The organism is Photobacterium sp. GB-1 (assembly GCF_003026165.1).
In the GTDB taxonomy this organism is placed as follows: domain Bacteria; phylum Pseudomonadota; class Gammaproteobacteria; order Enterobacterales; family Vibrionaceae; genus Photobacterium.
Genome location: NZ_PYOB01000008.1, coordinates 73,148 through 97,252, shown reverse-complemented (window position 1 = coordinate 97,252; position 24,105 = coordinate 73,148). Strand labels below are relative to the sequence as shown.

The 24,105-nt window shown below is 41.0% G+C and carries 21 protein-coding genes; 5 read left to right on the top strand and 16 right to left on the bottom strand.

Annotated elements, in window-relative coordinates; all coding sequences use genetic code 11:
- Positions 1 to 29: 29 nt before the first annotated feature.
- The 4 genes from lspA to murJ all read right to left on the bottom strand — a co-directional run bounded on the left by lspA (position 30) and on the right by murJ (position 6,074).
- Complete coding sequence (lspA, locus tag C9J45_RS10775) at positions 30 to 551, bottom strand: signal peptidase II (protein WP_107292514.1); 522 nt, start codon at positions 549 to 551, stop codon at positions 30 to 32.
- Positions 551 to 3,391: an isoleucine--tRNA ligase gene (gene ileS, locus C9J45_RS10770; RefSeq protein ID WP_107292513.1), complete on the bottom strand. Its 2,841-nt coding sequence runs from the start codon at positions 3,389 to 3,391 to the stop codon at positions 551 to 553. Before ileS ends, lspA begins: the two co-directional genes overlap by 1 nt.
- A gap of 5 nt (positions 3,392 to 3,396) precedes the next feature.
- Entirely contained in the window at positions 3,397 to 4,359 is a 963-nt protein-coding gene (gene ribF, locus C9J45_RS10765) for a bifunctional riboflavin kinase/FAD synthetase (RefSeq protein ID WP_105059524.1), read from the bottom strand.
- A 155-nt stretch (positions 4,360 to 4,514) separates the two neighbouring features.
- The gene (gene murJ, locus C9J45_RS10760) at positions 4,515 to 6,074 is read right to left on the bottom strand and encodes a murein biosynthesis integral membrane protein MurJ (RefSeq protein WP_107207268.1); all 1,560 of its coding nucleotides are present in this window, start codon (positions 6,072 to 6,074) and stop codon (positions 4,515 to 4,517) included.
- A gap of 208 nt (positions 6,075 to 6,282) precedes the next feature.
- Here murJ and rpsT point away from each other — a divergent pair, with 208 nt between their 5' ends.
- Both rpsT and C9J45_RS10750 read left to right on the top strand, forming a co-directional pair.
- A complete protein-coding gene (gene rpsT / locus C9J45_RS10755) occupies positions 6,283 to 6,543 on the top strand; it encodes a 30S ribosomal protein S20 (RefSeq protein ID WP_087845855.1) in 261 nt (86 codons plus the stop codon).
- A gap of 140 nt (positions 6,544 to 6,683) precedes the next feature.
- Complete coding sequence (locus tag C9J45_RS10750) at positions 6,684 to 7,310, top strand: DUF502 domain-containing protein (RefSeq protein WP_107207267.1); 627 nt, start codon at positions 6,684 to 6,686, stop codon at positions 7,308 to 7,310.
- Between the two features lie 74 nt (positions 7,311 to 7,384).
- On the opposite strand, the gene nhaR is transcribed toward C9J45_RS10750, so the two are convergent.
- From nhaR to nhaA, 3 genes are all read right to left on the bottom strand, one after another.
- Positions 7,385 to 8,272: a transcriptional activator NhaR gene (nhaR, locus tag C9J45_RS10745; protein ID WP_107207266.1), complete on the bottom strand. Its 888-nt coding sequence runs from the start codon at positions 8,270 to 8,272 to the stop codon at positions 7,385 to 7,387.
- A 106-nt stretch (positions 8,273 to 8,378) separates the two neighbouring features.
- Positions 8,379 to 8,633, bottom strand: a complete 255-nt coding sequence (locus C9J45_RS10740; RefSeq protein ID WP_107207265.1) for a hypothetical protein — start codon at positions 8,631 to 8,633, stop codon at positions 8,379 to 8,381.
- Position 8,634: 1 nt separating this feature from the next.
- Positions 8,635 to 9,804 carry a Na+/H+ antiporter NhaA gene (gene nhaA / locus C9J45_RS10735; RefSeq protein WP_107207264.1) on the bottom strand — a complete coding sequence of 390 codons (1,170 nt, stop codon included), beginning with the start codon at positions 9,802 to 9,804 and terminating at the stop codon, positions 8,635 to 8,637.
- Positions 9,805 to 10,324: 520 nt separating this feature from the next.
- Here nhaA and C9J45_RS10730 point away from each other — a divergent pair.
- Positions 10,325 to 11,467, top strand: coding sequence for a Na/Pi symporter (locus tag C9J45_RS10730; RefSeq protein WP_107207263.1), 1,143 nt, complete (start codon positions 10,325 to 10,327; stop codon positions 11,465 to 11,467).
- Positions 11,468 to 11,566: 99 nt separating this feature from the next.
- On the opposite strand, the gene C9J45_RS10725 is transcribed toward C9J45_RS10730, so the two are convergent.
- The 4 genes from C9J45_RS10725 to rppH form a co-directional block, all read right to left on the bottom strand.
- The gene (locus tag C9J45_RS10725; protein ID WP_107292512.1) at positions 11,567 to 12,418 is read right to left on the bottom strand and encodes a thymidylate synthase; all 852 of its coding nucleotides are present in this window, start codon (positions 12,416 to 12,418) and stop codon (positions 11,567 to 11,569) included.
- 89 nt (positions 12,419 to 12,507) lie between these two features.
- Complete coding sequence (locus tag C9J45_RS10720) at positions 12,508 to 13,311, bottom strand: sulfite exporter TauE/SafE family protein (RefSeq protein WP_107292511.1); 804 nt, start codon at positions 13,309 to 13,311, stop codon at positions 12,508 to 12,510.
- A gap of 27 nt (positions 13,312 to 13,338) precedes the next feature.
- The gene (ptsP, locus tag C9J45_RS10715; RefSeq protein ID WP_107292510.1) at positions 13,339 to 15,585 is read right to left on the bottom strand and encodes a phosphoenolpyruvate--protein phosphotransferase; all 2,247 of its coding nucleotides are present in this window, start codon (positions 15,583 to 15,585) and stop codon (positions 13,339 to 13,341) included.
- A gap of 59 nt (positions 15,586 to 15,644) precedes the next feature.
- Entirely contained in the window at positions 15,645 to 16,163 is a 519-nt protein-coding gene (gene rppH, locus C9J45_RS10710; RefSeq protein WP_005369648.1) for an RNA pyrophosphohydrolase, read from the bottom strand.
- 622 nt (positions 16,164 to 16,785) lie between these two features.
- Here rppH and mutH point away from each other — a divergent pair.
- The gene (gene mutH / locus C9J45_RS10705) at positions 16,786 to 17,466 is read left to right on the top strand and encodes a DNA mismatch repair endonuclease MutH (RefSeq protein ID WP_107207259.1); all 681 of its coding nucleotides are present in this window, start codon (positions 16,786 to 16,788) and stop codon (positions 17,464 to 17,466) included.
- 26 nt (positions 17,467 to 17,492) lie between these two features.
- Here mutH and C9J45_RS10700 read toward each other — a convergent pair whose 3' ends face one another.
- A complete protein-coding gene (locus C9J45_RS10700; protein WP_107207258.1) occupies positions 17,493 to 17,795 on the bottom strand; it encodes a DUF6482 family protein in 303 nt (100 codons plus the stop codon).
- 164 nt (positions 17,796 to 17,959) lie between these two features.
- Here C9J45_RS10700 and C9J45_RS10695 point away from each other — a divergent pair, with 164 nt between their 5' ends.
- Positions 17,960 to 18,994: an NADP(H)-dependent aldo-keto reductase gene (locus C9J45_RS10695; protein ID WP_107207257.1), complete on the top strand. Its 1,035-nt coding sequence runs from the start codon at positions 17,960 to 17,962 to the stop codon at positions 18,992 to 18,994.
- A gap of 58 nt (positions 18,995 to 19,052) precedes the next feature.
- Here the strand turns inward: C9J45_RS10695 and C9J45_RS10690 are convergent, their stop codons facing one another.
- The 4 genes from C9J45_RS10690 to prfB form a co-directional block, all read right to left on the bottom strand.
- The gene (locus C9J45_RS10690) at positions 19,053 to 19,295 is read right to left on the bottom strand and encodes a hypothetical protein (protein ID WP_107207256.1); all 243 of its coding nucleotides are present in this window, start codon (positions 19,293 to 19,295) and stop codon (positions 19,053 to 19,055) included.
- 338 nt (positions 19,296 to 19,633) lie between these two features.
- On the bottom strand, positions 19,634 to 20,953 hold the full coding sequence (locus C9J45_RS10685) for a sigma-54 dependent transcriptional regulator (RefSeq protein ID WP_107207255.1): 1,320 nt from the start codon (positions 20,951 to 20,953) through the stop codon (positions 19,634 to 19,636).
- A gap of 338 nt (positions 20,954 to 21,291) precedes the next feature.
- Positions 21,292 to 22,797 carry a lysine--tRNA ligase gene (lysS, locus tag C9J45_RS10680; protein WP_005369658.1) on the bottom strand — a complete coding sequence of 502 codons (1,506 nt, stop codon included), beginning with the start codon at positions 22,795 to 22,797 and terminating at the stop codon, positions 21,292 to 21,294.
- Positions 22,798 to 22,829: 32 nt separating this feature from the next.
- Positions 22,830 to 23,928, bottom strand: a protein-coding gene (gene prfB, locus C9J45_RS10675; protein WP_105059510.1) for a peptide chain release factor 2 whose coding sequence is annotated in 2 segments (ribosomal slippage) — positions 22,830 to 23,852 and positions 23,854 to 23,928 — 1,098 coding nt in all. Because the reading frame shifts where the segments join, the coding sequence is not laid out codon by codon here.
- Between the last annotated feature and the right edge of the window lie 177 nt (positions 23,929 to 24,105).

Below are 24,105 nucleotides of genomic sequence, written 5' to 3'. Positions count from 1 at the left end.
TGTTATTAATACCAGTTAAAGGTAACTAATTACGACTTAGCTTGCTTGTCTGATTTAAAACCATCAAGTATCAACAAAGCCGCACCGACACATATTGCACTATCAGCAATATTAAATGCAGGCCAATGGTAGCTACCATAGTAAAGGTCCAGAAAATCAACCACAAAACCATGATAGATACGATCAAATAAGTTACCTAATGCGCCACCAATAATTAATGCATAAGCAATATTAGCGATTTTATTTGTCGCAGGTGTACGACGCATCCAGTACATTAATAAGCCACAAACACCAAAGGCAATAACTGCAAATAACCAACGCTGCCAACCACTTGCGTCACTTAAAAAACTAAACGCTGCACCGGTATTGTGCACATAAAGTAAATTAAAAAACGGCAGTACTTCGATCCGGTTTGGCCAGCCATAGCCCATCGTGTCCATCACTAACAGTTTGGTACCATTATCGATGATAAATACCAGAACCGCTAACCATAGCCAACGGATGCCAGATTGTTTAACTGTTAGCGATTGCTTCAGTGCTGTACTTGTCATTATGCAAACTTTCTCTTTTCGCCTTCGCCATCGATGTTAGTTGCACAGCGACCACAAATTTCTTCATGACCTGCAATTGTGCCAACATCAGCAACATGGTGCCAACAACGCTCACACTTCGCAGCTTCAGATGCTTTAACCGTTACGAATAAACCTTCAATATCGGTTTCTTGCGCATTTTCAGGCTTACTATCAGCAACAACAACTTGAGCTTTAGATGTTAATAGAACAAAACGTAGTTCGTCTTCTAACTTATTCAGCTTCTCAGCCAATTTAGCATTAGCAGAAAGAATAACCTCAGCCTGTAGTGAGCCACCGATCACTTTTTCACTACGCGCCGTTTCAAGTAACTTGTTCACCGCGCCACGAACTTGTTGGATTTCAGCCCAGAATTCATTGCTTAGCTCTTCGTTATCAGTAAGACCAAATAGACCATCGAACCACTCACCAGTAAACACGAACTTGTCACGCTGACCTGGCATTTCGTTCCAAATTTCATCGGCTGTGAATGACATGATAGGTGCCATCCAACGAACTAATGCCTCTACAATGTAGTAAAGCGCAGTCTGACAGCTACGTTGAGCATGGCTTCCACGTTTTGCTGTGTATTGACGATCTTTGATTACATCTAAGTAGAATGAACCCATCTCAATAGAACAGAACTGCATTAAGCGTTGTGTTACTGCGTGTAGGTTGTAATCTTCGTAATCTTTGATAATTTCTTCTTGAGCTGCCATTGCACGACCAACAGCCCAACGATCAAGAGCTACCATTTCTTCAGCTGGAACACAGTCAGTTTCAGGGTTGAAACCGCTTAAATTAGCTAAGAAGAAACGTGCAGTGTTACGAATACGACGGTAAGCATCGGCAGAGCGCTTTAAGATCTCATCAGATACAGCCACTTCGCCAGTGTAATCAGTCGAAGCAACCCATAGACGTAAAATATCAGCACCAAGCTTATTCGTGACATCTTTTGGTGCAACGACATTACCGATAGATTTAGACATCTTACGGCCTTGACCATCAACCACGAAGCCGTGAGTTAACACTTGCTTGTACGGTGCTTTATCTTTCATCGCTACCGATGAAATCAATGAAGACTGGAACCAACCGCGGTGTTGGTCTGAACCTTCAAGGTAAAGATCCGCTGAATGACCGTTAAATTCTGGACGGCTATCAACCACTGAGAAATGCGTAACACCTGAGTCAAACCATACGTCTAGTGTATCGAGTACTTTTTCGTAATTTGCGGCATCTTCTGCGCTCATTACATCAGTCAGTTCTAGATCCCACCAAGCTTGAATGCCTTTTTGCTCAACAAGCTGTGCTACTTTTTCAATTAGCTCAGAGGTTTGAGGGTGAAGTTCTTGCGTTTCTTTATGGATAAATAGTGCAATTGGCACGCCCCACGTACGCTGGCGCGAGATACACCACTCAGGACGACCTTCGATCATACCTTCAATACGGCTTTGACCCCACTCAGGCATCCATTGAACATTTTTGATTTCGCCCAATGCTTTCGTACGTAGACCTGCTTTGTCCATAGAAATGAACCATTGCGGCGTAGCACGGAAGATAATAGGCGTTTTATGACGCCAGCAGTGTGGGTAGCTGTGTGTGATTTTTGAGAAATTCAATAGTGAGCCGTGCTCACGTAGTACTTCAACAACAGCTTCATTTGCTTTAAATACGTGTTGACCAGCAAAGATCTCAGTATCTGGTAAGTAAACACCATTACTGCCCACAGGGTTTGCAATTTCAAGATTGTATTTTTGACCTACCACGAAGTCTTCTTGACCGTGACCAGGAGCGGTATGTACACAACCTGTACCTGATTCAGTCGTTACGTGATCACCTAAAATTACTGGCACATCAAAGCTGTAGAATGGGTGGTTAAAGCGAAGTAGCTCAAGCTCTTCACCTTTACAGAAACCCAGGATTTCTGATTCTTCAAAACCAACACGACCCATTACATCTTTTACAAGCTCTGCCGCTACGATTAAACGTTGCGGCTGAGGATGTGCTTCTGTAACTGGTGTTTGTACTAATGCGTACTCAAGATCAGCACTTACAGCTACTGCGCGGTTAGCAGGCATTGTCCAAGGCGTTGTTGTCCAAATAACAATCGATACATCGCCTTGACCTTGATCAGCCACACAACCAAATTTAGCTAATACAGCCGCTTCATCTACCGCTTTAAATTTCACATCGATAGATAGAGATACTTTATCTTGGTATTCAACTTCAGCTTCAGCCAGTGCTGAACCACAGTCAGTACACCAGTGAACAGGTTTAAACCCCTTCAACAAGTGATCGTTATCTGCAATTTTACCTAATGCACGAATAATGTTGGCTTCGGTATCGAAGTCCATTGTGCGGTAAGGCTTGTCCCATTCACCTAGTACACCTAAACGAATGAAACTTTCTTTTTGACCATTAACTTGACCTGCAGCATATTCTCGACACTTTTCACGAAATTCTGCAGCCGTTACTTTTTGACCCGGCTTACCCACTTTTTTCTCTACCATCAATTCGATAGGTAGACCGTGACAGTCCCAACCAGGGATATACGGTGAGTCAAAACCAGACAGAGTCTTTGACTTAATAATAATGTCTTTAAGAATCTTGTTTAGTGCGTGACCAATGTGAATATCACCGTTAGCGTATGGAGGGCCATCGTGTAATACGAAAGATTTTTTACCTTTCTTTGCTTTACGGATTTCACCGTAAAGATCTTCATCATACCAACGCTTAAGCATTGCAGGCTCACGCTGAGCTAGGTTGCCTCGCATCGGAAACCCTGTTTCAGGCAGGTTCAGGGTATCTTTATAGTCGCTCATTGATTCTAGATTCCGTTACTTGGGCGAAGTTGGACATTATTACGCTCAGACAGCCACACCCGTGCTGTTTGAGCATCTCGCTCGATTTGGCGTTTAAGCGCATCGAAGGATTCAAATTTCTTTTCGTCACGCAATTTATGGCGTAACACGACTTCTAGCTGATGTCCGTAGAGATCAGCATTAAAATCAAATAAGTGTACTTCAAGTTGTTGGCGTACACCTTTTACGGTTGGTCGATGACCAACATTAGCCACCCCCATCACAGGGCGACTATCTGCACCATACACTTCAACAGCATAAACACCAGCTACCGGCGCTACACGTCGCTTTAAAGGTATATTGGCGGTAGGGAAATTAATAGTTCGACCGAGCTTGCGTCCGTGTGAGACACGTCCGCGAATACTGTAAGGCCGACCAAGCATCATCTCCGCTTGTTCAAGTTCGTTATTTGCCAGTGCTTGACGAATGGCAGTGCTGCTTACACGCTGCTCCGAAACACAAAAGCTTTGGGTACTTACCACCTCAAAGCCATGTTTTAGACCAGCGGCAACTAACATATCAAAACTGCCACTACGACCTTGTCCAAAGCGAAAATCATCGCCAATAACAAGAAACTTAACACCCAATTGCTTAACCAACAAGCACTCAACGAAATCTTCAGCACTCATGGTAGCAAAATGATGATTAAAATTTACGCACAATAAACGATCGATACCGACCTTTTTTAGCTGTAAATATTTATCTCTAAAACGGGTTAAGCGTGCTGGCGCTTTATCTCCTGCGAACAATTCTAACGGCTGAGGCTCAAATGTCATTACCGTTGCGGAAAGTTGCATCGCATGGGCTTTAGCTACCACTTGACGTAGCAATGCTTGATGCCCTAAATGAACACCATCAAAGTTGCCGATAGTCAACACACAGCCATGATGCTGGGGTTGAATATTATGTATACCTCGAATTAATTCCATGTGCTCTGTTACTTACCACTCATCAATGTTTACACGCAAAAAGATGCAACCAATTAAAATCCGCCTTTAAGCTAATAACTCCGCCGCTATTGCTGCGAAAAATGTTCTCTTTCTACAATAAAGCTGGCGGATTATATACTACTCAACGCTTTCAATCAGCTATCTGTACGCAGATGTCGTGGGCGAATGCCTAAAATCATCGCAATTATTAGATAAACACCAATGCCTATTGCAATTAAACCAAACAACCAGCCGACACGTTCGAGCAAATGAAAACCCAACCACTGTTCAATTGTAGGGCTTAACCATAACAAGCTTGCCACCATTAAAACACCAGCCACAGCAAGTCGCAGAACAAAAAATAACGTTTGACGGCTAATGCGATAAATATTGCCAACATGCAGCCCACGGTATAGTAATGCAGCATTTAAAAATGCCGATAATACACTAGCGATAGATAAACCAACATAACCATAAAATGGTGCAAATATACCGTTAAACACCATATTGCTCACCATCGCAATAATGCCAATTTTCACCGGTGTTTTTGTATCTTGTCGTGCGTAATAACCTGGCGCGAAGATTTTTATTAGCATGTAATTTAATAAACCGGCAGATACAACCCATAGCGATGCTGCGGTTTGGTTTACATCATAAACGCTAAATTCCCCACGCATAAACATTACCATCAACATTGGTTTAGCCAGTGTGACCATCCCCAGCATGGCTGGAATACCAAGCAGTAGCACCATTCTTACGCCCCAGTCCATTGTCTGAGCAAATTGTTCTGGCGATTTATCAACGTGTTTACGTGAAAGCGCGGGTAATATTACCGTCGCTATTGCAATACCAAATAAACCCAGAGGAAATTCTAATAAACGATCAGAGTAATACAACCAACTGATTGAGCCCGTCATTAAGAAACTAGCAATGAAGGTATCAAGCAATAAGTTAATTTGGGTAACAGAAACACCAAACAGCGCTGGCAACATCAGTTTGCGAATTTTTGTCACACCCGGATCATTCCAACCCCATTTAGGGCGAACTAAATATCCTTCGCGATACAAAAATGGCAATTGGAAGCTAAACTGCACTAAGCCACCAACGAAAACACCGATAGCTAAACCAATCTCTGGTTGAGCCAGATGTGGAGAAACAAACCACGCACAACCAATAATAGAGATGTTTAAAAAAACAGGGGTAAATGACGATATCGCAAATTTACCTAACGTATTTAATATCGCGCCAGATAATGCAACAAAAGTAATAAACCACAAATACGGGAAAGTAATTTTTAGCAGTAAACTCGCTAGTTCAAATTTTTCCGCATCAGCCCCGCCATGTAGCCAATCCCAGAACCAACCAAATCCGAATAACGCCGTCACAGCGCCGGAGCCTAACACCCCAAACAATGTCACTATCGTTACAATGCCGCCTAGCGTTCCTGCCGCTTTTGCAATCAACTCTCGTGTTCGATCAACATCGCCTGCCGCATGATATTCAGTCAATACAGGTACAAATGCTTGCGAAAAAGCCCCTTCGGCAAAAAGGCGACGTAAAAAGTTGGGAATTTTATTTGCAAAGAAAAAAACATCGGCCGCAGCCCCTGCTCCCATAAGGTTAGCAACCACCACATCTCGGACTAAACCGAGTACGCGAGAGACCAAAGTCATGGCGCTAACTATCATTCCAGAGCGTAAAAGACGCTTACTCACAAAAAAACCTCATAAAAGATGACTCAGAAAGGTGACTTCTGATTCCAAATACTGGTAAAATCTGCCGCCATATTAACCGTGTTAATCCGCAAGTGCCAACTTGATTGGTCTGGCGGTTATTCGCACAAATCATTTGACAATTACAAAGAACCAAGGCATAGTCCTCGGCCTTAAATTGTCACCGTACCAAGATTTGGGAGTTACACCCTTGGCAAATATCAAATCTGCTAAGAAACGTGCACTAACTTCAGAAAAACGTCGCCAGCACAACGCTAGCCGTCGTTCTATGATGCGCACTTTCTTCAAGAAAGTAATTATCGCTATTGAAGCTGGTAATAAAGAAGCTGCAACACAAGCTTTCGCTGAAATGCAACCTGTTATGGATCGCATGGCTACTAAAGGCCTGATCCACAAAAACAAAGCTGCACGTCATAAAGCTCGTCTAGCTGCTAAAATCAAAGCTCTTTAATTTTTAATTTTTGAGTTTAGATTTAAAAAAACCGACCTCGAGTCGGTTTTTTTATACCTGAAATTTATATTCCTCTGACTCTCAGCTGCTATTTTTGTGGCACACTGTCTTCTCATTCTTATCTTCATTAAGAGCAAAACATGAAAAAAACGTTGTTACGAGGTTTGCTCAACGTCCTACCTTTAGTCTTGAGCATATGGCTATTTTGGTCATTATTTGAGTCATTAGACAAAGTCGGTAACTTTTTATTTGGTTTATTCCATATAACTGAGTTATTCAAAGGCGCAGGATTTTTATTGATCCTGACTTTATTATTTATTGCTGGTCTTCTTTTCTCTGTTAGCCCTATTGCTTGGCTGTATGATTTCATTATTCGACAATTAATGCGTTTTCCGTTCTTTAAAACGGTATACAGCAGCATCAATGACATTGCCTCACTCATCAGCAGCGATAATAAAAATAAAGGGCAGCAGACGGTTTTAGTGCATCAAGCCAATGATAGTTATGTAATCGGCTTTATTATGTCTGACGACATGCCAGAACCGCTCGCTAATGCGCTCCCTGAGGGGGATTGGGTTCCTGTATTATTCCCACTAAGCTATCAAATTGCTGGAGTGACAACCTTGGTTAAGCGTGAAGACTTGACACTTGTTGATTGGTCCTTCGAAGAAGCGATGCGCTACAATCTAACAGCGGGGATCTCTACACCCAAAGGAAAAAATGATAAAAACACCAAAGAAGAAACAGACACGCTTTCTGATAGCTGATAAATAAGCCCCTCATAAGCGCGCTATCCATCAGCCTGCAACTTTAGTAGCCTCATCAATGGGTATGAGGCTACTTAAACAAATAACCGACTAAAATCCGCCTCACAGATACGCGTGACCGATGGATGCATAATCATCCGTTCCGCAAAAATCACATAATACTCTTCTGAAATATCACTCACTCGTTTAACCTCATGCACTTGGCACGATTCCTTTAACTCATCAGCATAATTAGAGGGAGCAATAAACATAGATTGTTGATAAGATGAAAACGCTTTCATCAGAGCTGAATCATCAAATTCACCTAAAATATTAGGTGTGATCCCTTGTTGATCAAACCATTGGTGCAGTTTTCTCCCCATCGCAGAGCGGCGGCTTGGCACTAACAATTTATAATCTTCAATACATGCGGGAAACGTCGATTCTGATAGTTTATCTGAGCAGAAAAAGCTCATTCCAGACTCCCCTAATTTCTTGCTGTATAAACCAGGACTTTGGGTTGAATCTACGGGGCAATCAGAAAGGATCATATCGAGCTTATGCTGGGATAATTGTTCTAACAACATCTCATGGGTTGATTCAAAACAGCTAAAATGAATTCGCTGATCATCAGGCATGCCTTCTAATAACACTTGGCTAACTAACCGTTTAGACAACGCATCAGCAACACCCACTTCAAAAAGCTGATTATCTCGCTGGGTATAGTTGATCCGATCCAGCATTTGATAACTTAAATCAAACATTTTATCGGCATACTTAAACACCATTTGTCCTAATTCAGTTGGTTCAATCTGGCGTCCTACACGTTTAGTTAATCGCCCTTTTAAACGATCTTCTAAAGCACGGATCTGCCCTGTTACCGTTTGTGGCGCTAGAAATAAAGCATCCGCAGCTTTGGTCACTGAGCCCTGTTTACACACCATCCAAAAATAATATAAGTGATTATAATTTAAGTGAGACATACCCTTACCAACTCATAAAAAAACCCCAACGACAAAGCTTACGCAGTGCCACTGGGGTCTTCAATCTTTATCTTATTATTTCTAATAAACGCGTAATAGAAACCTATTAACTCGCAGGTTGACGATTAAATCGTTCAAGATTGCGATATAGCTCACCGCTTCGCTGCTCAAGTGCTCGATCTTGGAAAGATGATTTAGAGGTGATTACTTTTTTTACCTCTTCTTTCCCATCATTTAAACCTTGCAAATAAGCCTGACAAACCTCAGTTCTATCAGCCGTTGTACATTGTTGATAGTTCATAGCTGCAACACTTGAGGTTGCGAAAGTTGAAAACAGTATAGCTAATAGGTATTTATACATATTACGCCTCTACTTTTTGTGCTTCCTTTGGAAGAGAGCGACTCAGTAACACGTAACCCACAACTGCCGCTACTGTTGAGCCTAACAATATTCCTAATCGTGAGTAAGTTGCAAAACTTTCACCTGCCCCAACAAATGCTAATGATGAGATGAAAATCGACATCGTAAAGCCGATACCACACAGTACCGATACCGCAAAAATATGCTTAAAGTTAATATCATCAGGTAATTTCGCAAAACCACATTTCACAGCGATAATACATGCAGTAAAGATACCTAATGGTTTACCAATAAACAGACCTGCTGCGATACCTGCAGGTAACATTGCTGACAAACTTTCTAAAGACACGCCATCTAATGAGATCCCTGCATTAGCGAAAGCAAAGATAGGCAGAATCAAGAAAGCAACATACGGGTGTAGTACATGCTCTAAATGCTTCAATGGTGAGTGTTTATCTGAACGACCATCTTTGCCCGTTAGTGGAATAGTAAAACCAAGGATAACACCAGCTAACGTAGCGTGAACGCCTGATTGCAATACACTGAACCACAAAATAGCACCGACAATTAAGTACCAAGAAAGCTTAGTAACATTCTTCGCATTCATGATGAACAAGGTCGCAGTAGCAACAAAAGCAACCGCAAGAGCAACCGTTGATAGATCAGAGCTATAGAACAGCGCGATAATGATAATCACCCCTAAATCATCAATAATCGCAAGTGCAAGCAAGAATACTTTCAAGCTTACCGGTACACGATTACCCAGTAGTGCCATCACACCTAATGCAAATGCGATATCTGTCGCAGCAGGGATTGCCCAACCTTTAATAGCCATTGGATCATTATAGTTAAACGCAACATAAATTAATGCAGGTGCAACCATACCGCCCACTGCCGCAATAGCAGGGAAAATCGCTTTCTCTTTAGTATTTAGTGCTCCTTCAATTAGCTCACGCTTTACTTCTAAGCCAATAAGCAAAAAGAAAACAGCCATTAAACCATCATTGATCCAATGAGAAACAGATAAGCCAGCAACATAACTGTGCAATGTATCGGTATACACTGATGCTAGCGGTGAATTAGCAATGATCATCGCAATAAGCGCAGCAATAATCAGCACAATTCCACCAGCTGATTCTAATTTAAGAAACTTACGAATAGCATCGGTCATCGACCGTCACTCCTATAAAACAATATGAATTAATCAATTAAATGCAGTGTAAACGTCATTATCAGCACTTGTGAAATCGTTTGTTTAGATACAATAACTCGGAAATACCGAATAATTAGAGCTATAACAATATAATAACCGTGCTGTATTAACGAACCTTTGACATTAGCGCGCATTTCCCTGTCATGTGCTTCCCTATTAAATATAGGCAAACTGTCATAATTGACCGATTTTTACGACTTATCGTAAAAAAAGACAACCTTTCGATATACCATATAAAAAAAAAACTTAAATTTCCTTTTTCACCAAAAGCCTCTTAATAATCTATATATAACAGATAGTTAATTATATAAAAACAAAAATAAAATAGTGCCAGTTAATCGCTTGCCATCACAAAAAAGCGACAAATTATGTTTGTGACAATCAGTGTAATATTTCTGAAATAAAAGCCATCTACTATCCACACAGATTTCAACCAAATGACACCAAAACGACATACTATTGTCATGGAGAAATGATTATGACAACCCAAGCCACTACTGCTGTATCTAAGTTCAGCTCTATGCGTTGGGTCCGCTGGGCCAACCTAGCGTTCATGCTTTATCTTTTACTTGTTGCTGTATCCATGATCAGCAGCGGTTTTAAATGGTCTGTTGGCGAACAAGCTAAAACCTTATTCGAATTTGCCTCTCACCCTGTAGCAGGACTCATGATTGGCTTAATCGCAACAGCATTAATTCAGTCATCAAGTACGGTAACGTCAATCATTGTTGGTCTTGTTGCCGGTGGTTTGCCTGTTGAAACAGCAATCCCAATGGTAATGGGTGCAAATATTGGTACTACACTAACTAATACGTTAGTGAGCTTAGGACATGCGCGTTGTAAGGATGAATTCCGTCGTGCTTTTGCCAGTGCAACCGTCCATGATTTCTTCAACCTACTAGCTGTAGCAATTTTCTTGCCACTAGAGATGATGTTTGGTCTGCTAGATAAAATGTCTAGTTGGTTAGTGTCCCCATTCTTAAATGCTGGCGATATGAGCATGAAGGGAATGGACTTTATGAAGCCATTAACTAAACCTGCAGTAGAGCTAGTAAAAGGTCCTCTAGAAGCATTTGGTTCTATGGGTGGTGTCGCGCTTAGCTTCATTGGTATCGCATTAATCTTCTTCGCGATTACGGTTATGGGTAAGCTAATGCGTAGCCTAATGGTTGGTCGTGCTCGTGATATTCTAAAAAGTGCAATAGGTCGAGGCCCACTGCATGGTATTGCGTCAGGTACAGCAGTAACGATTTTAGTGCAATCGTCATCAACAACAACAAGTTTAATGGTACCGCTAGTAGGTACAGGTGTACTAAAAGTACGTGATGTATACCCATTCACGCTTGGAGCAAACATCGGTACATGTATTACTGCACTATTAGCAGCAACAGCAGTATCAGGTGATAACGCAGTATTTGCATTACAGATTGCACTGGTACACTTATGTTTCAATGTAATGGCAACAGTACTGATTTACGGTGTTCCATTCTTACGTGAAATTCCGTTAAAGTGCGCATTCTTCTTAAGTGACTTAGCAACCAAAAACAAAGTAGCTGTCGCAGGTTACCTTGTCTTAATATTCATTGCTATCCCAGGTACAATTTTAGCATTAACCGCTTAATTAATACTGCGCAACAAAAAAGCCCAGCTTATGCTGGGCTTTTTATTTATTTCTTATCACTTTGATTATATTTACTTTTTCATATATGTTTTTATGAGTTCAAACAGAGAATGGGTATTGAATTGGATCGTGATGCTCATAACCCACCACGTCAAAATCATCTAACGTTACCCATGTTTCTAAATCTTCTAATGATTTGATCTTCGGGTTGATTTTAAGTTGTGGTGAAGAAAATGGAGTACGCTTTAATTGCACATCACGCATAAGCTCTAGTTGATCTTCGTAGATATGTGCGTTGATAATTTTGTGGTAAGCCTGACCCGCTTTATTACCTGTTATTTGCGCTATTAACGCTAGCAAGGTAAACACTTGTACTTGGTTGAAGTTTAACCCTAGCGGTACATCACATGAGCGTTGATAGCTCGTTAAATATAACGTATCACCCAGTAGTGAAAATGTATGTGTATGCATACAAGGACGCAGACACCCCATATCAAACTCACCTGGGTTATAAAACGTTAATATTTCACCGCGATTATCAATACCTTTGGTTAAATCATCGACAATCATCTTTAATTGATCAATTGGCGTACCGTCTGATTTTTGCCAACGACGACCTTGAACACCATAAACACGCCCCATGTCATCTTCACCTTTACGATGAGGATTGTTCAGCCATGCTTGGTTATCATTGGCATTAGCATTCCAAGTGTTACAACCAATCGCACGAAATTGCGCGGCATTATCATAGCCACGTAAGTAACCGAGAAGCTCTGCGATTGCTGCTTTCCAGAAACTTTTACGAGTAGTGATCAACGGAAACTGATTATTAGCAACATCATAAGTCAGATCAGCATTGATAACCGTTAAACAACGCTTACCTGTACGTTCATTTTCAATCCATACACCGTCATCAACAATGCGTTGGCATAAGGCTAAATATTGTTTCATAGTCCTACTCGTAAATTGAATGCGCCCAGCAAAAGCTAGGCGCGAAAATTAGTAATCGTTATTCTATCAGAAGCCTGTTGACCCTGCTGTTAACTTAAAAACATTTTTATACTGATCAATAACAATAACACCGCAAATAGCTTTTTCAGTGTCGGGGTCGGTAGTCGACTCACTAACGCCGCGCCGTAACGAGTTGCGATCATCGATGTTGCAGCAATACCGAATAGAGCTGGTAAATATACATAACCTGCACTAAACGCTGGTAACGCTTCACTGCCAACACCTGCGTAAATAAAGCCAATCATTCCAGAAACAGCAATTAAGAAACCAACGAGCGAAGAGGTACCGATGGCACGTCGCATCTCAATACCATAATAACTTAAATACGGTACTGTTAATGATCCTCCACCAATGCCAGCAAGACTTGAGATCAAACCAATGATGCCACCACTTGATATACATGCGAGTGAGTTTGGCAGAGGCTTCTTGTTTATCACTTTCATTGAGAGCAACATCTGAATTGCTAAGCATAATACGATGACAGCAAAAATTTTAGGTAAGTAATGTGAAGGGATGATCTCAGCAACAACACTCCCTCCCAATCCACCAACAATGATCCCTGGCGCTAATATTTTCACCACTGAAAAATCAATATTTCCAAGCTTAAAGTGATTACGGGCTGAGGCCATTGACGTCATAACAATACTGGCAAGTGAGGTCGCTAACGCAATATGCATCACAAGATGCGATGCAATGCCGGCTTTCGGTAATAACCAAACTAGAGCAGGTACAACCAATAAGCCTCCGCCAATGCCTAATAAACCAGCCAATAATCCGACGACAGATCCCAATAGCAAACACATGCTAAATAGCCAAAGTGTTGTTTCATACATAATACGTAACCAATATAAAAAAGTGTTCTACTTACCCGCGCGGATAAACCCACCTAAACCATGCTGCTCGACAAATAACGTTGTTCTCTCTCTTACTTCACAAGATAAATGTACCGCGAGAACATCATCCGCCAATTGCGTCATATCAAGTGCTGACACATGACGTAATATATATTTTATTTTGGCTACATTACGGGTATTCATACTCAATGATCGATACCCCATTCCGACTAATAAAATTGCACCTATCGGATCTCCTGCTAATTCACCACAAACGCAAACTGGAATTTGGTACCGCTCTGCACTATCGATAATATGTTTTAACGCATTTAAAACAGCAGGATGAAGCGCATCATAAACACTGGCGACCCGAGAGTTATTACGATCCACGGCAAGCAAATATTGAGTTAAATCATTACTACCCACTGAAATAAAATCAACTTTATCGGCTAACGCATGGAGTTGATAAAGCATTGACGGTACTTCAATCATGATACCTAAGCGAGGTTTTCTTAATTCACCATCATATTGCGCTGACACTTCCTGATAGGCGCGCTCAATTAATATTTTGGCTTCATCAAGCTCAGCGATCCCTGAGATCATAGGGAGCAAGATGTCCATATTATTCAAGCCAATACTGGCACGTAACATCGCTCTGACTTGAATTAAAAAAATCTCGGGATGATCTAAGGTAAAACGGATCCCACGCCAACCCAAAAAAGGATTGTCTTCCTCTATCGTTAAATACGGTAACGGCTTATCACCTCCAATATCGAGCGTTCGCATCACAACGGTTTGCTCGGGATAGGTCTGCAAAATAGAACGATATTGGTTAATTTGTTCATCTTCTGAAGGGAAGCTACGTTGCAGTAAAAAAGGCACTTCAGTGCGATATAAGCCGACCCCGTCGACCCCTTTATTAATCGCAATACTAGTATCGGCACTTAAACCCGCATTTAAGTGCACCATGATCCGTTGATTATCTTTGGTATAGGCTTCTTTATCCTGATCACCTTCAACGGTTTTGGCTAGTTCATGCTCTTCCCGCAATAAACGACGATACTCAATTAATACATGACGATTAGGGTTAACAAGAAAGTCACCACGATAACCATCAACAATAACTAAATTGTTATGTACCATATGAGGAACAAAGTCGACCCCCATAATAGCAGGGATACCGAGTGCTCTAGACAAAATAGCAGCATGTGAGTTAGCGGCACCTTCTTGAGCAACAACCGCAGCTAACTTTCCTAAAGGGACTGTAGCAAGCATTGCTGCGGTTAACTCTCGAGTTAATAGCACCACAGGTTCATCCCACTGCAACTCATCGACTTCTTCATCACGTAAAAAGAACAATAAGCGCTGGCCTAACTCGCGAATATCTTGTGCACGCTCTTTAAGGTATTGATCTTTCATATTCGCAAAACGAGCGGAATAAGATTCGACCACTTGACGCACTGCCCATTCAGCCTGATCACCACAAGCAACCCGGGCTTTCAGATCTTTGCGCAGCATAGGATCATTGAGTAAATGACTGAATAAATCAAAAATGGCGAGGGTTTCTTTTTGCAGTTCACTATCAAAACGTTTGCGTAAACGTCGAAACTCTGTACTGGCCGCTTCTATCGCAATAGCTAAACGTTCTTGCTCAAAATTCACATCAAGGCAAGACGTGGGAGCAACATGCTCTAATAGCGGTTGGGTATCGTCCCACCATGCTTTAGCAACAGCAACACCAGCAGAAGCCGCAGATCCAGTAAGATGTAATTTATTCCCTTGCTCAAACCACATTCCTTGTGCTTTCGCGTGAGCCAAAATACCTGATAATTGAGCGGCAAGGGTAACTAAGAAAGATTCTTCACTTTCATTAAATTCCCGCTTTTCTCGTTGCTGTATAACAAGAACACCAAGAACTTGGCGCTGATGAATGATAGGAGTCCCAAAAAAAGATCGAAAGGATTCTTCTCCGATCCCCGGGAGATGTTTGAAATGGGGGTGTACACGAGCATCAGCAACATTAACAAGCTCAGCACTACGCCCTACAAGGCCAACTAGACCTTGATTAAAGCGTAAACTTACACGCCGCTGCGATTTATGCAGCCCTTGCGTTGCCATCAATGTATAAAGCTGACGCTCATGATTAGCAATATAGACCGAACAACAGTCTGTTTTCATGACCTGACAAGTGCTCATCACTAATTGATCTAGCGCTTCAATCAAGGTCTGGGCGCTGACAACCTTGTCAACTATCTCTCTAAGCTGTGTCAGCATAACGAGCCTTATTATCCTTCTATATTGCCAATAACCTCTATATTACTGTATTACCTTATTTACTTTTTATTATTACGCTTGAATTTTCGCTCTTTCCATTCTTTAAAAGGCATGGCTACAGGTGCAAATTCTTTCAGTGCGCGACGGTAAACATCACGCTTAAACGAAACGACCTGTCGGACTGGATACCAATAACTTACCCATCGCCACCCATCAAATTCAGGAGTAGCACCTCGCTGCATATTGACCTTGGACTCATCGCACTCCAAGCTCAACAAAAACCATTTCTGTTTCTGCCCGATACAAACAGGTTTCGAATCCCACCGCACTAAACGTTTAGGTAATTTATAACGTAGCCAATGACGGCTTGACGCAATTATCCTGACATCTTTTTTGGTTAATCCTACTTCTTCGTACAATTCACGGAACATGGCTTGCTCTGGTGTTTCACCATCATCAATACCACCTTGCGGAAACTGCCAAGAATGTTGTCCATATCGTCGAGCCCAAAATACCTGGCCATGGCTATTGCAGATAACGATCCCTACATTAGGGCGGTATCCATCGCCATCAATCACTGGACGACCTCAAGTATAAATATCTATTAATAGTGATTTTTTCATAGTAGACGTGATCGGTAAACAAAGATTCGATCAGATCGTGATATTTTCCTAACTAAACCTCAAATTAGGGATAACTCCTCTCTCTACTAGAGGTTATAAACATCTAAATGAGACATTCCCCACATTTATTCACTCTTTCTGTGGATAGATTTGTGCAGAAGATAAAAAAACCTCGGTTTTATATGTAATTATCATTTGATAAATAGCAATGAAACGTCAAAAGATAAAACGAAAAACACATAAAAATCAAAATATTAAAATCAATAAAGATACATAATAAATTTTAAAAAATAGAATATTCACATCTCAAAAAAACGATCGGTTAAAGATCAATCAATTCTGACTTTATCCACACCATACAATAAAAATGATCGAACACAAGATAATCAAGATGAATAAAACACCAACTTAAGCCTGTCTATTTAAACAGTTAGCATCAAAATAAATATTTAATAAAAATAATCTGTGGATATCTTTTAAAATGATCCTTTTCTCTAGATTTATCCATTCAAACAGGAAAAAGCTATGTTATGATCTTGACTCTTCTTATTTTAGATCATGATCATCGCGTAGCACTATGCCAAAGCCTGAGCAACCATCCCCCCCTCTCACTGAACACGAACTCCTCTATCGAGCCCAACAACTAGCAGGGTTAACGCTTGGAGAATTAGCCGATCTTGCTGGCATTATTCCACCTGCAGATCTAAAAAGAGATAAAGGATGGGTTGGGCAGCTGTTGGAATGGCATTTAGGTGCAACAGCGGGAAGTAAGCCCGTTCCTGACTTTATCGATCTTGGGATTGAACTTAAAACGATCCCTATTGGCTATAATGGCAAACCATTAGAAACAACTTTTGTCTGTGTCGCCCCTTTAATTGGGGTACAAGGATTACGATGGGAAACCAGTCATATTCGTCATAAGCTCTCACGGGTATTATGGATCCCTGTCGAAGGTGAACGTGATATTCCCTTAGCAGAACGCCATGTTGGATCACCGTTAATATGGAGTCCATCGATAGACGAAGATGCGCAGTTAAAACAAGACTGGGAAGAGTTAATGGATATGATCGTACTCGGCCAAGTCGAGCACATCACAGCACGCCATGGCGAGGTACTGCAATTACGACCCAAAGCGGCAAATAGCAAAGTACTCACAGAAGCTTACGGCGCAAATGGACAGCCTATCAAAACCTTACCTCGTGGTTTTTATTTAAAAACACACTTCACGGCAGAAATTTTAGCTCGATACTTTATTTAAGCTATGTGCTGCGTTAAACCGCGGGACTAAAAATGCAACACCATATCTTCTTCACAAGCAGCCGTGAGCCCTTCCGGTAAGAATTCATCATAGGGATCAGTTAAACGTAACGTCATATTACTGATCCCAATAGATTTCAATAATACCTGCGCCTGCTCAATCGTCTTAAAATGCAGTAAGTTATCTTGCTCATCTTTAAGTGGCTGTAACTGATGCTTATATTCAATTTCCATCAGATAATCAGAATATCCCGCATAACAGGTTAATACACAATGTGGGATCTTATTCGGTGATGCTTTAAGCCACGGCTTTAATTGAGATAGCTTCATTGTTTATCTACACTAAAAAAATAAAAGATCTAACATTAACTATGTGTCAGTTTTCTCCTCCTATCAAGTTCGTAATATAATATTCATTTCATATTTAATGCACTTCTCAGTCCAAACGCTTCAAGCTATAGTCAAATAAAAGACATTAATGGCAAGGACAGCGAATGAAATACCATACGATCCCGCATTCTAGTTTAGAGATCAGTAAGATCTGCCTCGGTACCATGACCTTTGGTGAACAAAATAATCAGGATGAAGCCCATAGCCAATTAGATTTTGCCTTTGAGCATGGCGTCAACTTCATTGATACTGCGGAAATGTATCCCGTCCCGCCGAATGCTAATACCCAAGGTTTAACAGAAAGTTATATTGGTAATTGGCTAGAAAAAACACAATTACGAGATAGAGTTGTGATTGCAACAAAAGTGGCAGGCCCCCGTAATGTGCCTTATATTCGTGACAATATGTCGCTTAATCGACGTCATATTCATGATGCGGTGAATGATAGTTTAATACGCTTAAAAACCGATTATATCGATCTCTACCAGCTGCACTGGCCTCAACGGCAAACCAATTGTTTTGGTAAGTTAAACTACCATTATGAAGAAGATCATTGTGGTGTTACGTTAATTGAAACACTAGAGGCATTAAGTGAGTTAGTCACAGCAGGAAAAATCAGATATATCGGCGTCTCCAATGAAACCCCTTGGGGAGTCATGTCTTATCTGCAGCTCGCAGAAAAACACAATTTACCAAGAATCGTATCCATTCAAAATCCCTACAATTTACTTAACCGTAGTTTTGAAGTCGGACTTTCTGAAATTAGCCATCATGAAGGTGTAGAGCTACTCGCCTATTCCCCGTTAGCTTTTGGCGCATTAAGCGGTAAATATTTAAATAATGCCAAGCCTAAAGGGGCGCGATGCACTGAGTTTCCTCGCTTTTCACGCTATTTTAATCAGCAAGGTATTCAAGCCACACAAGCTTATATTGATGTCGCTAATAAGCACGGACTTGATCCCGTCCAAATGGCACTCGCGTTTGTTAACCAACGTCCTTTTGTTGCGGCAAATATCATCGGTGCCACTACACTAGAGCAGTTAGAAAACAATATAAACAGTATTGATCTCATGCTTTCTGAAGAAGTTATGACAGATTTAGAGCGAGTTGGTATTCAATACTCAAACCCTTGCCCTTAGTGTTTGAGTATTACGTAACGGTTGGCCAGCAAGTAAAAATACTTGCTGGCCTTACTCCTTACGTGTTGTGTCTAAATCTTAATGTTCGTCTGAGATGACGAACTTTACGCTCGGCATGAACAAGATGACTCAATGCAATACGTCCATCACTTTCAACCCCCACATCGCGCATTAAGTGAGGGGAAAGAACAGGTAAATAGACACTGACTCGACGTTGCTGATGTCGCCATAACGCCTCTTCTCGTTTCACATCTTGTTGGATTAAAAAAATAGCAAATCGGATATACACAGACTGGCGCATAATGACATTCTCCTTGGCTTTAAATTAAGATTCACACTCTAACCATGTCGCTGTTCTTTGCTAAAGGATCGGACATTTTCAAATTGGAAAGATATGCTTAAAACCAATACTAACGAATCATTAACATATAACAAGTAAATTTATGCCATCAATGTAACTGCATGTTTTTATGCTATAAGACTCTACTTTTATTCGCTATAGACTAATTTAAAACCAATATTTTCATGAAATATCAGCAGAAACATTTATGTAGTATTGGTAGAGAGAATGATATTTAGATCTAAAAAAACAGCCACCTTGCAGTCGCTGTTGTATTAATCAATCAACGTTAAATGATATTAACCTTGGCGGAAACAACGAGGAGGTGGGATCAAGTCATGTTTATTCAGCAATCGATACATAGTGGCGCGAGATACACCTAATTCTCTCGCTGCTGCAGAGATTTGACCTTTGTTATTTTCTAATACTGTTAATAATGCCGTTCGTTCCGATTCTTCACGAATTTTCTTTAAACTTTGCTTATCTTCAGTCACTCGGGGAATGTCTAAATGCTCCGCTTCTATACACTTAGTTTCAACCAGTAATACAGAACGCTTGATTTGACTAATTAATTCACGGACATTGCCAGGCCATTGATATTGAAGCAACATCGCTTTGGCTTGTTCAGAAAACGTCTTAACAACACTATTATATTGCCTAGCATATTTTAAGAGTAAAAACTCTGCTAGTAATACAATATCCCCGCCTCTTTCACGTAAAGCAGGTACCGTTAGTGACACCACATTTAATCTAAAATACAGATCACGGGTTAATGTATCTAACTCTGATAGATCTTCAAAATTGTGACTACTGGTGGCTATAAAACGGATATCTAACGTTAAAATACTGCCATCAGGATGATAATAGACACCATCACTGAGTATTTTCAGTACTTCTTTTTTTCTATCATCTGCAAGTAAAGTAAACTCATTAAGTACTAACACACCGTTATTGGCATAATCGAGATAAGAATTTTGTCCAACCTCATTTATCCACCCGGCTTGTAAATTTTCACAATTAACACGTACTAGCGGCTTTTTGGCTCGAACCGAAGCTTGATGTAAGGCTTCTGCTACTACTAATTTTCCAGTACCAATTTCACCACTGATTAAAACAGGTACATCACTTAATGCAACACGCTTAACTTGATCACGAAGTTTCTTCATCACTGGCGTATTGCCTTGCAAGCCTTGTTGCCCAAACTGGCCTAACTGAGGCCAAACTTGACGTTCTAATGCTAGCATTCCACTTTGGTGACCAATGGTTTGCTTTAGTCGCTCACAAGGAACAGGAGTAGAAAAATAATCTAAGCAAAAATTCACAATTAATTGACTTATTGCTTCATTATTTAATTGTTCATCACGCACAATCGCTATCCAGCGTACTTGCTTATTACGATTCACAAGTGCGGCTAAGCTATGCAAACTGAAATCATCATTACTTAGATCTACAACACCTACACAGGGGCCCATTTCTAACAATAAAGATTCTGCTGCGCGTAAATCATAACAACGGTGACATGACCACCCAGCCGCCTCCATTGATGGAAGCCACTTTTGATTTACTCCGCCAAAGACAACAATTGAATTCGCTGCCCCGATCTTATTTCGTTTATCCATCCCTAATCGCCCTTGATAACGTTATTACGTAGCACGACTGTTGTTTTAATGTGTATTAATAGTAACCGCACCAAATACTTAACAATACTATATGTACGCCACACCAGTGAGCAACATGTTTACTATTAAATTCAAAGTATGCATCTATTTTTTATCTTAAAAGTTACATTTTATCGAAATACATCACAATCTTAATGAATTATTCTAAAAATCACATTCATTTTTAATGCAACAAATTAAAAAATAGCACCATTAAATATAAGGAAATGGTTATTCAGTTTTGTTTTTAGCAAAAAAAACCACCGCTTAGCGGTGGTTTTTTATATCAGAGCTTAGAACTAGTTGCTTTGAGGACGCATTGCTGGGAATAGGATCACGTCACGGATTGTGTGTGTATTAGTAAATAACATCACTAGGCGATCGATACCAATACCTTGACCCGCTGTCGGTGGTAAGCCGTGCTCTAGCGCTGTAATGTAATCTGCATCGTAGTACATTGCTTCATCATCACCCGCATCTTTAGCATCAACCTGCGCTTTGAAGCGTTGATCTTGATCTTGTGCATCGTTAAGCTCAGAGAAACCATTCGCTACTTCACGACCACCGATGAAGAATTCAAAACGATCTGTAATGAATGGATTTTCATCGTTACGACGAGCAAGTGGAGAAATATCTGCTGGGTACTCAGTAATGAAAGTTGGTTGCATTAGTTGAGGTTCAGCGGTTTCACCGAAGATCTCTTCTAGCAACTGACCACAAGTCCAGAAATCTTCAACATCAACGTGTACAGATTTAGCAATCTTCACCATTAGCTCACGATCAGCAACGCCTTCGTAAGTTAATGCTTGGATTTCTGCGTGCTCTGGGTTGTACTGCTTGATAGCATCTAGCATGCTCATACGTGTGTATGGACCTGCAAATTCAACTTCAAACTCACCGTATGGCATTTTAGAAGAACCAAGAACGTCAATCGCAATGCTGCTTAGCATTTCTTCTGTCAGATCCATCAGATCGTTGTAATCTGCGTACGCCATGTAGAATTCCATCATGGTGAATTCAGGGTTATGACGAGGAGATAGACCTTCGTTACGGAAGTTACGGTTGATTTCGAATACACGCTCAAAACCACCAACCACTAGACGCTTAAGGTAAAGCTCTGGTGCAACGCGTAGGTACATATCGATATCGAGTGCGTTATGGTGTGTGATAAATGGGCGTGCTGTTGCACCACCTGGGATCACATGCATCATTGGTGTTTCAACTTCCATGAAGCCTTTCGTTACCATGAAGCTACGGATCGCAGATACCACTTTTGAACGAACCACAAAAGCATGACGTGAATCATCGTTAACGATAAGATCAACGTAACGCTGACGGTAACGCATTTCTTGGTCAGTTAAGCCATGGAATTTTTCAGGTAAAGGACGCAGTGCTTTTGTTAGCAGCTCGTACTCATCCATATTCACGTAAAGATCACCTTTACCTGACTTATGAAGAGCACCTTTAATACCGATAATGTCACCGATATCTAAGCCTGAATACTTCTCTTTTAGCTCTTTCTGCACATCTTTTGATGCGTAAGCTTGAATACGACCAGATACATCTTGAATAGCCAAGAAAGGACCACGCTTAGCCATAATACGACCCGCGATTGCAAATACATGACCCGCTTCTTCAAGCTCTTCTTTGGTCATTTCACCGTATTTTGCATTGAGATCTGCCGCTAAGCTATCGCGACGGAAATCATTGGGGTGGCCATTTGCTTTGCAGTTTTCGCGGATCATATCTAATTTAGCGCGACGCTCAGCAATCAGCTTATTCTCATCTTGTAATTGATCAGTCATGGGGTAACCCTTAAATTTTTACCGGAATTCGGTTAAAGACCTGATTTCAGGCTTGCTTCTATAAAACGGTCTAAATCACCGTCCAGTACTGCCTGGGTGTTACGATTTTCCACCCCAGTACGTAAATCTTTAATGCGGGAGTCATCTAATACGTATGAACGAATTTGACTACCCCAACCAATGTCGGATTTGGTATCTTCACTGGCTTGCTTTTCAGCATTTTGCTTCTGCATTTCATATTCAAACAATTTCGCTTTTAACTGCTTCATTGCCTGATCTTTGTTTTTATGCTGAGAGCGATCGTTCTGACACTGCACCACAATGTTAGTTGGAAGGTGGGTAATACGTACCGCAGATTCCGTGGTGTTAACGTGCTGACCACCCGCGCCTGATGCACGGTATACGTCAATACGTAGATCTGATGGGTTAATATCAATCACGATATTGTCATCAATTTCAGGATAAACGAATGCTGAAGCAAAAGAAGTATGACGACGACCACCTGAATCAAACGGTGACTTACGCACTAAACGGTGAACACCTGTTTCAGTACGTAACCAGCCATAAGCATACTCGCCACTGATTCGAACGGTAACCGATTTCAGACCGGCAACATCACCATCAGAGATTTCAATGATTTCGGTTTTAAAACCTTTGGCATCAGCCCAACGCAAATACATGCGTAGCATCATTGAAGTCCAATCTTGTGCTTCTGTACCACCTGAACCTGCTTGAAGGTCAAGGTAACAATCAGACGCATCGTGATCGCCTGCAAACATACGACGAAATTCCAACTTAGCTAACTTAGCTTCAAGCTCAGCTAACTCAGGTTCAATCTCATCAAATGTTTCTTGATCGTTTTCTTCCACCGCCAGCTCTAATAAACCTTCAACGTCTTCAACGCCTTGATCTAGTAGGTCAATGGTTTCAACTACCGCTTCCAGTGATGCACGCTCTTTACCTAACGCTTGTGCGCGATCAGGTTCATTCCATACATCTGGTTGCTCTAATTCTGCGTTTACCTCTTCTAGACGCTCTTTCTTAGCATCGTAGTCAAAGGTACCCCCTAAGGGTATCAGTACGTGCTGACACATCCTCAAGTCGGTTTTTAATAGGATTAATCTCGAACATTGCCACTCTTCATTGTCGAAATGGACATAACCGAAAGATTCTATCGAATTGTAGATAGAATATACAGAGGGAGAGAAAGGTTATAAGAAAATTAATAATAAAATGGCGAGATTCTAGGCTTAATCAGCCTTGAAAACCTCGCCACTAAGATATTCGTTATCAAAAAATGAAAATAAT